11 protein-coding genes are annotated in these 13,046 nt (G+C 69.5%); 8 read left to right on the forward strand and 3 right to left on the reverse strand.

Translation table 11 applies throughout. The features are described from left to right. From RMO12_RS04435 to RMO12_RS04445, 3 genes are all read left to right on the forward strand, one after another. Positions 1-1,356: phosphoenolpyruvate carboxykinase (GTP) (locus RMO12_RS04435; protein WP_309638357.1), on the forward strand; the 1,356-nt coding region annotated here is incomplete at its 5' end. Positions 1,357-1,490: 134 nt separating this feature from the next. Then, positions 1,491-2,255, forward strand: a complete 765-nt coding sequence (locus tag RMO12_RS04440) for a UPF0149 family protein (protein WP_309624156.1) — start codon at positions 1,491-1,493, stop codon at positions 2,253-2,255. 107 nt (positions 2,256-2,362) lie between these two features. Continuing rightward, positions 2,363-3,142, forward strand: a complete 780-nt coding sequence (locus RMO12_RS04445; protein WP_309624157.1) for a metallophosphoesterase — start codon at positions 2,363-2,365, stop codon at positions 3,140-3,142. A gap of 126 nt (positions 3,143-3,268) precedes the next feature. On the opposite strand, the gene RMO12_RS04450 is transcribed toward RMO12_RS04445, so the two are convergent. Further along, positions 3,269-4,843 (reverse strand): alkaline phosphatase D family protein, encoded by a 1,575-nt coding sequence (locus tag RMO12_RS04450; RefSeq protein ID WP_309624158.1) that lies wholly within the window; start codon positions 4,841-4,843, stop codon positions 3,269-3,271. Between the two features lie 160 nt (positions 4,844-5,003). Here RMO12_RS04450 and RMO12_RS04455 point away from each other — a divergent pair, with 160 nt between their 5' ends. The 4 genes from RMO12_RS04455 (at position 5,004) to RMO12_RS04470 (ending at position 8,840) form a co-directional block, all read left to right on the forward strand. Beyond that, complete coding sequence (locus RMO12_RS04455; protein WP_309638358.1) at positions 5,004-5,243, forward strand: hypothetical protein; 240 nt, start codon at positions 5,004-5,006, stop codon at positions 5,241-5,243. A 307-nt stretch (positions 5,244-5,550) separates the two neighbouring features. Then, complete coding sequence (locus tag RMO12_RS04460; protein ID WP_309638359.1) at positions 5,551-7,338, forward strand: sensor domain-containing diguanylate cyclase; 1,788 nt, start codon at positions 5,551-5,553, stop codon at positions 7,336-7,338. A gap of 101 nt (positions 7,339-7,439) precedes the next feature. After that, the gene (locus tag RMO12_RS04465) at positions 7,440-7,709 is read left to right on the forward strand and encodes a MoaD/ThiS family protein (protein WP_309624161.1); all 270 of its coding nucleotides are present in this window, start codon (positions 7,440-7,442) and stop codon (positions 7,707-7,709) included. A 39-nt stretch (positions 7,710-7,748) separates the two neighbouring features. Further along, positions 7,749-8,840, forward strand: coding sequence for an exo-alpha-sialidase (locus RMO12_RS04470; protein ID WP_309638360.1), 1,092 nt, complete (start codon positions 7,749-7,751; stop codon positions 8,838-8,840). 165 nt (positions 8,841-9,005) lie between these two features. Here RMO12_RS04470 and RMO12_RS04475 read toward each other — a convergent pair whose 3' ends face one another. Further along, positions 9,006-9,965 carry a LysR family transcriptional regulator gene (locus RMO12_RS04475; protein WP_405029618.1) on the reverse strand — a complete coding sequence of 320 codons (960 nt, stop codon included), beginning with the start codon at positions 9,963-9,965 and terminating at the stop codon, positions 9,006-9,008. 178 nt (positions 9,966-10,143) lie between these two features. Here RMO12_RS04475 and RMO12_RS04480 point away from each other — a divergent pair, with 178 nt between their 5' ends. Further along, positions 10,144-11,664, forward strand: a complete 1,521-nt coding sequence (locus RMO12_RS04480) for a CoA-acylating methylmalonate-semialdehyde dehydrogenase (protein ID WP_309638362.1) — start codon at positions 10,144-10,146, stop codon at positions 11,662-11,664. 219 nt (positions 11,665-11,883) lie between these two features. Here the strand turns inward: RMO12_RS04480 and RMO12_RS04485 are convergent. Then, positions 11,884-13,046: NAD(P)/FAD-dependent oxidoreductase (locus tag RMO12_RS04485; RefSeq protein ID WP_309638363.1), on the reverse strand; the 1,163-nt coding region annotated here is incomplete at its 5' end.

Consider the following 13,046-nt stretch of genomic DNA (forward strand, 5'->3'; position numbering starts at 1 on the left):
GTGCTGGGCGTGGACGGCGACTTCGTGCCCTGCATGCACAGCGTGGGCGCGCCGCTCGCGCCGGGGCAAAAGGACGTGTCCTGGCCCTGCAACGCCACCAAGTACATCGTCCACTTTCCGCAAACGCGCGAGATCTGGAGCTACGGCTCGGGCTACGGCGGCAATGCCCTCTTGGGCAAGAAGTGCTTCGCGCTGCGCATCGCCTCGACCATGGGGCGCGACGAGGGCTGGCTGGCCGAACACATGCTGGTGCTCGGCGTCAAGAACCCAGCAGGGCGCAAGTTCCACGTCGCCGCGGCGTTTCCGAGCGCCTGCGGCAAGACCAATTTCGCCATGCTCATTCCGCCGGCCGGCTTCGACGGCTGGGAGGTCACCACCATCGGCGACGACATCGCCTGGATCAAACCGGGCACCGACGGCCGGCTCTACGCCATCAACCCCGAGGCCGGCTACTTTGGCGTGGCGCCGGGCACCAACGACAAGACCAACCCGAACTGCATGGCGTCGCTCACGCGCGGCGTGATCTTCACCAACGTGGCGCTCACCGACGACGGCGACGTGTGGTGGGAAGGCATGACCGACACGCCGCCCGCCCATTTGATCGACTGGCAGGGCAAGGACTGGACGCCGGCCCTGGCTCTGGACACCGGCGTGGGTGGCAAGCCACGAGCCGCGGCGCACCCGAACGCGCGCTTCACCGTGGCCGCCACCAACAACCCGGTGCTCGACGACCACTGGGACTCGCCCGAAGGCGTGGCGATCGACGCCTTCATCTTCGGCGGCCGGCGCTCGACCACGGTGCCGCTGGTGACCGAGGCGCTCGACTGGGTCGAAGGCGTGTACATGGCCGCCACCATGGGCTCGGAGACGACTGCCGCTGCCGCCGGCGCTCAGGGCGTGGTGCGCCGCGACCCGTTCGCGATGCTGCCCTTCATGGGCTACAACATGAGCGACTACTTCCAGCACTGGCTGAGCTTGGGCAACAAGCTAGAGGCGAGCGGCGCGACCTTGCCGAAGATCTTTTGCGTCAACTGGTTCAGAAAGGGCGCCGACGGCAAGTTCGTCTGGCCCGGCTACGGTGAGAACATGCGCGTGCTCGCGTGGATGCTCGGCCGCGTGCAAGGCCAGGCCGAGGGCGTGGAGCATGTGTTTGGCACCAGCCCGCGCTACGAAGACCTGGCCTGGCGCGGCATGGACTTCACGCCCGAGCAGTTCAACAGCGTGATCGGCATCGACAAGGCGGCATGGCAGCAGGAAATGCAGTTGCACAAGGAGTTGTTCACCCAGCTCGCCTACCACCTGCCCGCAGAACTGTCGGCCACGCGCGAGAAGATCGAGCGGCGGCTGTCCGCCTGAGCGTTAACGGTTCCCAACGCCTGGCCGAGCCCGCCGGTAACCACCACTGCGCCCGCCAGCGCCAGCCCACGCAGGCGCATGACCAAGGCCGCCTCCGAGCGGCCTTGGTCATGCGCCATAGGACAATCCGTCGCATGTCATCGCCCTCCTCGCCCGCGCCCCTCACCGACCCCGAGATCACCGAGCTCGACGACCTGCTCGCGGCCGTGCCCGAGCCGCGCGAGCCGCTCGACGCGGTGATGCTCGACGGCTACTTGTGCGGCGTGCTCGCGCAGCCACTCGTCATCGACATCGAGCAGTGGCTGCCGCCGGTGCTCGACTGGAACTTCGGCGATACCGAGCGGCCCGACGCCCCGCCCGCGCTCACGCCTGACACCCCCGGCTGGCATGCCGCCAAGCACGAGCGGCTGCTCGCGCTGCTGGCGCGTCATCACGCCGTGCTCGAGCGTCAACTGCGCGAAGACGCCTGGTTCGACCCGCTGGTCATGCAGCCCGATGACGATGAAGGCAAGCCGATCGAAGGCCGTGCCGCCATCGGACCGGCGTTCGCGCCCTGGGCGATCGGCTTCGAACACGCGCTCAACCAGTTCCCTGCGCTCGAGTCGCTCGAAGACTCCGAGCTGCCGGATTTGCTCGCCTGCGTGCGCCGTCACCTGCCCGAGCAAAGCGGCGACGACCTCGCGTTCGCCAAGGCGCTCGATGCCGAGCATCCGCTGCGCGGCATGGACGAAGCCATCGAAGACCTGGTTGGCAACGTCGTTGCGCTGGCCGACCTGGCGCGCGGCGAACGGCTCAAGGTGGAGACGGTGCGCCGCACCGGCCCCAAGGTCGGCCGCAACGACCCCTGCCCCTGCGGCAGCGGCAAGAAGTGGAAGCAGTGCCATGGGCGCGACGCCTAGGACGGACCGTCGTACTGGCCCCGCGCGGGCCACTGCGGGGCTCTTGAAGCGCCCGATCCTCTGGGGGCGGCCCAGCGCGGGCCTGTTCTGAGCCGGGGCCGCGCGCGATGCGCCTTCAACTGCTGTCGGACCTGCATCTCGAAACCGAGGACGTTGCGCTAAGACCGGCGGCAGATGCCGAACTGCTGGTGCTGGCCGGCGACATCGACGCCTCGTGGCGCGCGCTGGAACGGTTTGACGCTTGGCCGGTGCCGGTGGTGTTCGTGGCCGGCAACCATGAGTTCGACCGGCGCGAACTGCGCGAGACATGGCCCACGCTGCGCTCGCGCTGCGCCGAACTCGGCATCACCCTGCTCGAGCGCGAGGAGCTGACGCTGACCGGCCGCGACGGGCGCAGAGTGCGCTTTCTCGCCACCATTCGCTGGTGCGATTTCGACCTGTTCGGCGAGCCACGGCGTGAGCGCTGCCAGCGCGCCGCGCGCTATTTCGTCGAGGTGATGCGCGCCACGCGCGACGGCCAGCCCTTCGATCCCGCCGCGGTGCGCGACGAGGCGCTGGCCTGCCGTGCATGGTTGGCCGAAGCACTCGCCCGCCCCAGCGACGCCGATGCCACGGTGGTGATCACTCACTACGCGCCCAGCTTTCGCAGCGCCGACCCGCGCTATGGTCGGCAGTCGAGCACCGCGAGTTTTTGCAATGCCGACGATGAGCTGCTTGCCCATGCCGACTTGTGGCTGCACGGCCACCTGCATTGCCGTCAGGACTATGTCGTCGAACACCCACCTGGTAGGCGGCGCGCACGAACGCGCGTCGTGAGCAACGCGCGCGGCCACGCCTTCAAGGGCGAAGCCGAAGGGCACGACGGCTTGTTGTGCGTGACGGTGTGAGAGACACGGCGCAGATCGGGGAGCGCTCGGGTGTTGGCGCCGTGGCCGCTATCGGCTGGCCCCCATCCCCGCCTTCGCCCAGCGGGGGAGGGAGGCACACCCGGCTGTCGGGACGAGCCGTTCTGCTCAGCCGTCGCGCTCGGGCCCGGCGCGACCCCGCTCGACCACGTAGCGTGCCTGCGTGTGAACCCTCGCTTCGGCCTGGACCGGAAACGCGGTCGCACGCATCTCGCACGCCAGCCGCTCGGGCGTGAGTTCGAGCAGCATGTAGCCGCGTTCATCGCCGCGCACGTGCAGCAAGTCGGGGTTGCTGCCCTGGATCAGCGCGTTGGCGGCCTCGGAGACGCCGCGCGAGGTGAGCGAGCTGCACACGAACTCGCTGGCCACCACCGGTGAGTGGGGGTCCAGCGGGTCGGCGCGCAGCCGCGCCGCCACGTGGCGATGCATGTCGCCGCCCAGGCACACCACGTCGCCCTGCGGCTGTGCGGCGATGGCCTCCATCAGCCGTGCGCGAGCCTTGGGGTAGCCGTCCCAGCCGTCGCTGTAGAGGCTGCGGCCGAGCGTCGTTTCGATGCCGCCGGGGGCGATTTGCGTGCCCTGTGCGAGCAGCCGCCACTGGCGCCGGCTCCCCGCCAGCTCGGCTTCGATCCAGCGCTCCTGCGCGGCGCCGAACATGCTGGCCTCGGCGTCGCCGAGCCGCTCGCAGTCGAGCAGCATGCGCCCGCCCGCCTGCCCTGGTGGGTTGCAGGCCTGCACCGAGCGGTACTGGCGGTTGTCGAGCGTCCACAAGTCGGCGAGCTGGCCCCAGCTGAAATGCTCGTGCAGGCGCATCGCCGCACCGTCCGGGCGCATTGCGGGCGAGACCGGCATGTGCTCGAAGTAGGCCTTGTAGGCGGCGGCGCGTTGCTGCAGGAAGGCGCGCGCATCGACGCCCGGGCGGCGCGAGGCGTCGTTCGCGTAGTCGTTCTCGACCTCGTGGTCGTCCCAGGTCAGCACCCAGGGATGCGCGGCATGTGCGGCGCGCAGGGACGGGTCGAGCTTGTAGGTCGCGTGGCGCTGGCGGTAGCCGTCGAGCGTGGTGGGCGCCGGGCCCTCGTGGGCACGCACCCGGTAGCGCGCGTTGCTCGACTCGTAGAGATAGTCGCCGACGAACAGCACGAAGTCGAGGTCGCGCTCGGCGATCTCGCGCTGCAGCCGAAATGCCCCCTGCTCGTAATGCTGGCACGAGGCCAGCGCGATGCGCAGGCGGTCCACCGGTGCATCGGCCGACGGTGCGGTGCGGGTGCGGCCGATCGGGCTGGCCGCGTCGCCCGCGAGAAAGCGGTAGAAAAACTCGCGCCCGCTCGGCAAGCCGGTGACTTCAGCATGCACGCTGTGCGCGTGCTCGGGACGCGCGAGCACGTCGCCGCGCCGCAGACCGATGGAAAAGCGTTCGTCTTCGGCCAGCTCCCACTGCACCCTGATCGGCGCCTCGGGCAGGCCGCCGAGCGGCTCGTGCGGCCGCGGTGCCAGGCGCGTCCACAGCACCACGCTGTCCTGTCGCGGCATGCCGCTGGCGACGCCGAGCGTGAACGGATCATCCTGGGAAGACAGCGCCGCGGCGCGCTCGTCCCCGCTGCCGGCGTCGCGCGTAAACAGGGCACTGAGCGCCAGTGCCGCGGCGCCGCGCCCCAGGCCGGCAAGAAGGTCGCGACGTTGCATGGTGGGCGCGATTGTGGTGCTCGCGGGGCTGCGGCGGGCGCACGCTGTGCAACGCTGCATTTCGTCACTATCTTCTGCGCCGCGCGCTTGGACAAAGCCGGTCGATCGCCTAGGCTCGGTATCGATCGCCAGCGCGCATCGCAGGGGTCGACACGCCGCCATGAACTACGCCTCGCTGCAAGCTCTTACCTGGGGAACCGTGTCAGCCGCGGTCGCCAGCGCCGTGCTGTTGGCCGCGGCGCGGGACGAGGCCTCGATCTGGCGCTTCGGGCCGCCAACCGTCGGCGTCCGCGCCGACGCGCCGACCGCGCGCGGCAACGCGCTGCCCTCCAAAGAAGCAAGCAAGCCGGGCCCCTCGCCGCAGCGGCCCGCGCCCTCGCGCGAGCCGGCGCGACCGTGAGGGCTCGGCGTTCGCTGCGGGGCGCCGCGAACGGGCGCTTTGCAATGCTTTTTCGTGCGGCTTTGCTCGGTCGACAGGAGCAAAGCCGTGCCGGGCCGGAGGCTTGAAAACGTATAGTTTCGTCACGGAGGCCGCACGGAGATGCAGGCCCTCGGCTGAAAGGGGAGGGGCCACTGGAGCACGTCGAATTCACTGCGGCTCTCGCGCTGGCGGGTGGTCTTTGCGCAAGCGCGAGCCACGCCCAGACCGACGTGGCCGCATCAAACACCTTGGTGCCGCGTGATGTGCGGGTGATCGGAGCCCTGCCTTGAGCGGCCCGGCCCTGCGTGCCGGCCACCGGGTCACTTCATTGAAGTGGCGCATCGTCGTGCAGTTCGCCGTGCTGCTGCTGCCGATGGTGGCCCTGCTCGCCTTCCAGACGGCGAACGCGGTGCATCGCGATGCCGAGCTGCATCAGCGCGTCGAGGCACACGGCAAGGCGGGGGCGCTGCGCGACTCCTACCGCGCGTTCCTCGACGGCGTGACCGATGCCGTCGATTCCGGCAGCCCGGCCAAGGCCCGAGCCGGCAAACTGCGCGAGGCGGCGGCGCACGCGCGCGGGCTGTTCGAGCTCGACACGTCCCAGCTACCGACGCGGGCCCTTGCCACCTTCCTCGACGAGCTCCACGGCGCGGTGAGTGCCGACCCGGGCATCGACAACCTGCAGCGTCGGCGAGAGCAGGTCACGCGCGCCCGCCAACAGATCGACGCGCTCTACGTCGACACCGAGAGAACGCTCAACGCGTCGATCGCCAGCGCCCTGGAAGAATCGAGTCGCAACACGCGCGTCGTCATCGTCGCCACCCTGCTGATCAGCTGCCTCGCCGCAGCCTTCGTGGTCCAGATGATTCGCGGGCTGACCGAGCCGCTCGAGGTAGCGGTGCGCGTGGCCAGGCGCATCACCAAGGGCGAGGCCGTCTCGGCTGCGGACTTCAAGGCGCGCTCGGACATCGACAACCTGCTTGGCTCCTTGTGGCGCATGAGCGGCAGCCTGGACCGTTACCGCAAGAATGCCCAGCGGCAACGGCACGGTCTGGAGCAAAAGATCGTGCAACTCAACGAGAGCCAGCGCAGCCTTGCCGAGGCGCAGCAGCTCGCGCACCTGGGCAACTGGAGCTGGGAGCCGCAGCGCGATTCGGCCCACTGGTCCGACGAGATGTACCGCATCCTCGGCCTCGAGCCCGGCTCGATCCGCCCGAGCTGGCACCGCTTCCTGGCGAAGATCGTTCCCGCTGGCCGCGATGAGCTTCGCGCCGAGCTCGCGTTGCTGCGCGCGGGGCCGCGGCGCTTCGCGATCGAGCATCGCATCGTCCATCCGCAGACCGGCGAGCGCATCGTCATGCACCAGGGCGCCTCCGAAGTCGATGCCGAGGGTCGGGTGGTGCGCCTGTTCGGCTCGATCCAGGACATCACCGAGCGCAAGGAGGCCGAGGACCGCATTCGCGAGCTTGGCAGGCTCGCCTTGTTCGATCCCTTGACGCGCCTGCCCAACCGGGTGTTCTTCAAGGAGCATGTGCGCAACGCGATCGAGCGTGCCAGGTGCGCCGGCTCCACGGTGGTGGTGATGTTCATCGACCTCGATCGCTTCAAGCGCGTCAACGACGCCCTCGGTCACGGCGTGGGCGACGAACTGCTGCGCCAGGCCGCCGAGCGGCTGCTCGAGTGCGTGCGTGGCGCCGACGTCGTCAGCCGCGAGTCGGTGTGGGCCGACAGCATCGACGAAGCCGTCTCGGCCGAGCGGCGCGTCGTCGCGCGGCTCGGCGGCGACGAGTTCACCGTCTTGATGGCCGATGTGAAACAGAGCACCGATGCGGCACGGGTGGCGCGGCGCATGACCGCCAATATCGCCCAGCCGTTCATCATTGACGGCAATGAGCTGTTCGTCACGGCCAGCATCGGCATCGCGGTCTACCCCGCCGACGGCGACAGCGCCGACCACCTGCTGCGCCACGCCGACGCCGCGATGTACGAAGCCAAGCGCCGGGGCAGGAACAACTTCCAGTTCTTCACCGGCGAGCTGCACGCGGCGGCGCTCGCGAAGCTCGAGACGCAATAGGAAAGCGCCGCGCCATGGGGCGCGACCCGTTCGTGCTTCCTCGACCACCGACGCGGCCGGCTCTGGCCGGGCTCGTTTGGCGCTCGCACAATGGCCGGACCATGGTCACGCTGACCTTCACCGCCCACCTCCAGCGGCACTTCAGTTGCCCGCGCCACCAGGTCGACGCAGCGACGCTCGGCGACGCGCTCGAGCAGGTGTTCGCGAACCAGCCGCAGGCGCGCAGCTACATCCTCGACGACCAGGGTGCGCTGCGCCAGCATGTGGCGGTGTTCATCGACGGTCGGCGTGCCCAAGACCGCCTTCGGCTCGGCGATGCGCTGCGGCCCGGCGCCGAGGTGCATGTGTTGCAGGCATTGACGGGCGGTTGAGGCAAGCTTCGAAGCACGCACCCCGCAAGGAGAAGCAGCATGTCGGATCAACTCTGGGTCGCCACGCGCAAAGGCCTGCTGCCTTACAAGCGCGGCGCGCGCACTTGGGCGCCCGAGGGCGAGCACTTTCTCGGTGACCCGGTCAGCCAGGTGCTCGTCGATGCGCGCGACGGCACGGTGTACGCGGCGCTCAATCTCGGCCACTTCGGCTGCAAGCTGCGCCGCAGCGACGACGGCGGCGCGAGCTGGCAGGAGGTCGCCGCACCCGCCTATCCGGCCAAGCCGACCGCGAGCGCCGACCCCACGCCTTGGGATCTGAAGCTGATCTGGTGCCTGGCCGCGGGCGGCACCGAGCAGCCCGGCGTGCTCTGGGCCGGCACCCTTCCGGGCGGCCTGTTTCGCTCCGCCGACCGCGGCGCCAGTTGGCAGCTCGTCGAGTCGCTCTGGCACCGTGCTGAGCGCAGCGAATGGTTCGGCGGCGGCTACGACCACCCCGGCATCCACAGCATCCTGGTCGACCCGCGCGACAGCCAGCACTTGCTGCTCGGCATCTCGTGCGGCGGCGTGTGGCGCAGCCGGGACGGCGGCGCGAACTGGTCCCTGGCGGCCGACGGCATGCGCGCGGCCTACCTGCCGCCCGAGGTGGCCGACAACCCCAACGTGCAGGACCCGCACCGCGTCGTGCAATGCGCCGCCGCGCCCGACACGCTATGGGCGCAGCACCACAACGGCATCTTCCTGAGCCGCGACGGCGCCCGTGCATGGCACGAGATCGAAGGCGTGGCGCCATCGAGCTTCGGCTTCGCGGTGGCGGTCCACCCGCGCGAGCCGGGCACCGCCTGGTTCGTGCCGGCGGTCAAGGACGAATGCCGTGTGCCGGTCGACGCCCGGCTCGTCGTGACCCGCACGCGCGACCACGGCGCGAGCTTCGAGACGCTCGCGCGCGGCCTGCCGACTGCACCCGCCTACGACCTCGTGTACCGCCACGCGCTGGTGGTTGACGAGAGCGGCGAGCGCCTGGCCATGGCATCGACCAGCGGCAACCTCTGGGTCAGCGAAGACGGTGGCGATCGGTGGCAGGCGCTGTCGACGCACCTGCCACCGGTCAGCGCCTTGGCTTGGGGCGCGTAGCGCGCTGAGCCACGCACTGCGGGTCGCCGCGGGGGCTCGGCAGGCCTGCGGGGCAGCCGGCGACCCACCAAAGGATCCCCGAGCCGCACGCCGCAACCGGTCGCAACGAGGTCTTTCTCCGGAAAGACTTCCCCCAGCCCACCCCTCACCGGGTGGGCTGTTTTTTCATGCGCCGAAGCCTTCACCAAAGCCGCGCCGGAGGTGCGCGACCAAGGTGCGCACGGCGCGCGGCACCTGCGGGCTCCACGGCCGCAGCGCATAGATGCCCTCGCCAAAGAAGCCGATCGGCCGCCATTTCGGCAGCAACTCGCGCAGGCGCGCGGCGCGCAGCGCCGCCGCGGCGCTGAAGTCGGGCAGCAAGGCGATGCCCAGGCCGGCCATGACCGCGTCGCGCAGTACCTCGGAGTTGTTGGCGCGCAGCGAGCCGCTGACGGTGACGCGCACGCGCTCGGGCTCGGGCGCGGGCTTGGCACCAGCGGCGCGGCCCTTGGCAAGCTTCTGCTCGAAAGGCCAGACCGCCGGCCCCGGGCGCAGGTAGGGCAGGCAATCGTGGTCGGCCAGCTCGCTGGGATGCCCGGGCGTGCCACGGCGCTTCAGGTAGGCGGGCGACGCCACCAGCAGCGTGCGCGAGGCGCACAGCTTCCAGGCCACATGGCTGTCGGGCGGCGCGCTGGTGTGGCGCACGGCCAGGTCAAAGCCCTCGTGCGCCAGGTTGACGAGCCGGTCGGACAGATCTAGCTCGACGCGAATGCCGGGCCATGCGCGCAAGAAGGCGTCGAGCAGCGGCGCGAGCTGTTGACGGCCCAGCGCGACCGGCGCGGTGACGCGCACCAGGCCGCGTGGCTCGAGGGCCAGGTCGCGCACGCCGTGCAGGCTCTGTTCGATCTGCGCAAAGCTCGCCGCCGTCTCGTCGACCAGCTGCTTGCCGGCCTCGGTGAGGCGCACGCTGCGCGTCGTGCGCTGCAGCAGCGGCACGCCGACCGCGCGCTCGAGGTCGCTCACGCGCTGGCTCACCGCCGCCTTGGACAGCCCCAGCCGCGCCGCAGCAAGGGTGAAGCTGCCGAGCTGCGCGATCACGCCCAGGGCGTGGACATGGGGCCACAGCGGCGCAGCAGGAAGGCTCACCGATGCACCCTTGGCGCTGCACGCTGTCGCGCCGCGCGGGAGCATTCGCCCTGCGGGCGGCGGTACGGACTCATGCCCGATTGTTCATCCAAACGAACAATGAAGTCACGTTTATGGCCTGTTCAGACGACGCGGCGGCGCCTACCCTGAAAGCTATTGCACCTCGAGGAGTTGGACCATGGGCGCGCCCGAAGCTTTTATCGCCACCGCCGAGATCGGCCACTTCATCGCCGGGCGCACGGTGCCTGGCACCAGCGGGCGGAGTCAGCCGGTGTTCAACCCGGCCACCGGCAAGGTCGCGCGCACCGTGGCGCTTGCGAGCGCCGATGAAGTCAAGGCCGCGGTGGCGGCGGCGCACGCTGCCTTCCCGGCCTGGGCCGACACGCCCCCGCTGCGCCGTGCGCGCGTGTTGAACAAGTTCCTGCAACTGCTGGTCGAGCAGCGCGACACACTCGCGGCGATGCTCACCGCCGAACACGGCAAGGTGTTCAGCGACGCGCAGGGCGAGGTCACGCGCGGCATCGAGATCGTCGAGTTCGCCTGTGGCGCGCCGCACTTGCTCAAGACCGGCTTCACCGACCAGGTCTCCACCGGCATCGACAACTGGGTGTTGCGCCAGCCGCTGGGCGTGGTGGCGGGCATCACGCCGTTCAACTTTCCGGTGATGGTGCCGATGTGGATGTTTCCGGTGGCGCTGGCCTGCGGCAACACCTTCATCCTCAAGCCGAGCGAGCGCGATCCGTCGGCCTCGCTGTTCATGGCCGAGCTGCTCGCGCGCGCCGGGCTGCCGGCGGGCGTGTTCAACGTGGTGCAAGGCGACAAACTGGCGGTCGACGCGCTGCTGGAGCACCCGGACGTGAAGGCGATCAGCTTCGTCGGCTCGACGCCGGTTGCGCAGCACATTTATGAAACCGGCGCGCGCCACGGCAAGCGCGTGCAGGCGCTCGGCGGCGCCAAGAACCACATGGTGGTGATGCCCGACGCCGACCTCGAGCAAAGCGTCGACGCGCTCATCGGCGCCGCTTACGGCTCGGCCGGCGAGCGCTGCATGGCGATCTCGGTCGCGGTGCTGGTGGGCGACGTGGCCGATCGCATCATGCCGGCGCTGGCCGCGCGCACCAAGGCGCTGGCGGTGGGCAACGGCATGGAGCCGCACATCGAGATGGGCCCGGTGATCACGCGCGAGGCCAAGCAGCGCATCGAGGGCTGCATCGCCCAGGGCGTGGCCGAAGGCGCCACCCTGGTGGTCGACGGCCGCGGCCTCGCGGTGGCGGGCCACACCGAGGGCTTCTTCACCGGCGGCACCTTGTTTGACCACGTCACGCCCGCGATGACGGTCTACCGCGAAGAAATTTTCGGCCCGGTGCTCTGCTGCGTGCGCGTGCCCGACCTCGCCGCGGCGGTGGCGCTGGTCAACGCCAACGAGTTTGGCAACGGCGTGGCGTGCTTCACGCGCGACGGCCACGTCGCGCGCGAGTTCGCGCGGCGCATCGAGGTCGGCATGGTCGGCATCAACGTGCCGATTCCGGTGCCGATGGCCTGGCACGGTTTCGGTGGCTGGAAGAAGAGCCTGTTCGGCGACACCCACGCCTACGGCGAGGAGGGCGTGCGTTTCTACACGCGGCAAAAGTCGGTCATGCAGCGCTGGCCACAGAGCACGCCCAAAGGGGCGGAGTTTGCGATGCCGACGGCGAAGTAAGTCTTTTGCGCCGGTCTGCAGTCTTGGCGTCTGAACTCGTCGTCTCGGCCATTGCTCCGTTTGCGCAAAAGCCCGCCTACTGGCGCGGGCGAAAGAACGCCGGGTAGCCGGGGGTTTCTAGCCCCCAGCCCCCGACCACCCACCGTGCAGGTTCGCAGTGGGCGGCTCATGCAAAGTTTGATACGCACCCTCACGGGCTGGGCGCTTCGATTCGGCGGCTTAAGAAAACGCGATGCCTTCGTAGCCGTTCGCCGCGACCTCGTCGCACTTCTTGCGGTAGCCGCCGACGCCTTCCGGGCCAAGGTAGGGCAGAAACCTGCGCGGCTTGCCGGGGATATTCGCTCCCATGTACCAGGAGTTGGCGCCGATCATCAGCGTCATGTTGGCAGTCTCGGCGACATGCGCGACCCATTGCTCTTGCGCCTGCGGCGTCGCCTCGAGCGTCGTGAGCTTGTTGCGGCGCATGTGGTCGATGCAGTCGGTGACCCACTCGACGTGCTGCTCGATCGACACCGGCATGTTCGACATCACCGAGGGGCTCTGCGGGCCGGTGATCGTGAACAGGTTCGGGAAGCCCGAGACCGTCAGGCCGAGGTAGGTCTCCGGGCCGTCCTCCCACTCCTTGGTCAGCGACCTGCCGCCGCGGCCCTTGATGCCAAGATTCTTCAGCGGGCCGGTCAACGCGTCAAAGCCGGTGGCGATGACGATGATGTCGAGTTCGTATTCCTTGCCGCCGGCGCGGATGCCCTTAGGCGTGACCTCCTCGATCGGGCCGTCGGTGCTGGCATCGACCAGCAGCACGTTGTCCTTGTTGAAGGTTTCGAAGTAGTTGGTGTCCAGCGGCTGGCGCTTGGTGCCGTAGGGGTAGCCTTTGGGGATCAGTCTTTCGGCCACGGCCGGGTCGTTCACCGCCTTGCGGATCTTGCCCTTGAGGTAGTCGGCGCACAGCTCATTGGCTTCCTGGCTGACGAATATGTCCTTGTAGTTGCCGAGCCAGAAGGGGAAGCCACCCGCGTCCCACATCCTGTCGAACTCGCGCTCGCGCTCCGCGGGCGTGGCGGCTAGCGCCGACTGCTGAATGAAGTGGAGCTCGTGGCCGAAGAAGGATTCGCGGGTGCGCTTGACCACGCCGTCGTAGTCGGCCTTGCGGGCCTTTGCCACCTCGGGATCGACCTTGCCGTTGCGCGCCGGCACGCAGTAGCTGGCGGTGCGCTGAAACACCGTCAGGTGCTTGGCCTGCTGCGCGATCTCGGGAATGGCCTGGACCGCGGTGGCCCCGGTACCGATGACGGCGACCCGCTTGTTGGTGAAATCGACGCCTTCGTGCGGCCACTGGCTCGTGTGGTAGGCCCTGCCCTTGAACGAATCGAGGCCCTTGAACT

It is taken from the genome of Methylibium sp. (genome assembly GCF_031393925.1).
GTDB lineage: Bacteria > Pseudomonadota > Gammaproteobacteria > Burkholderiales > Burkholderiaceae_C > Methylibium.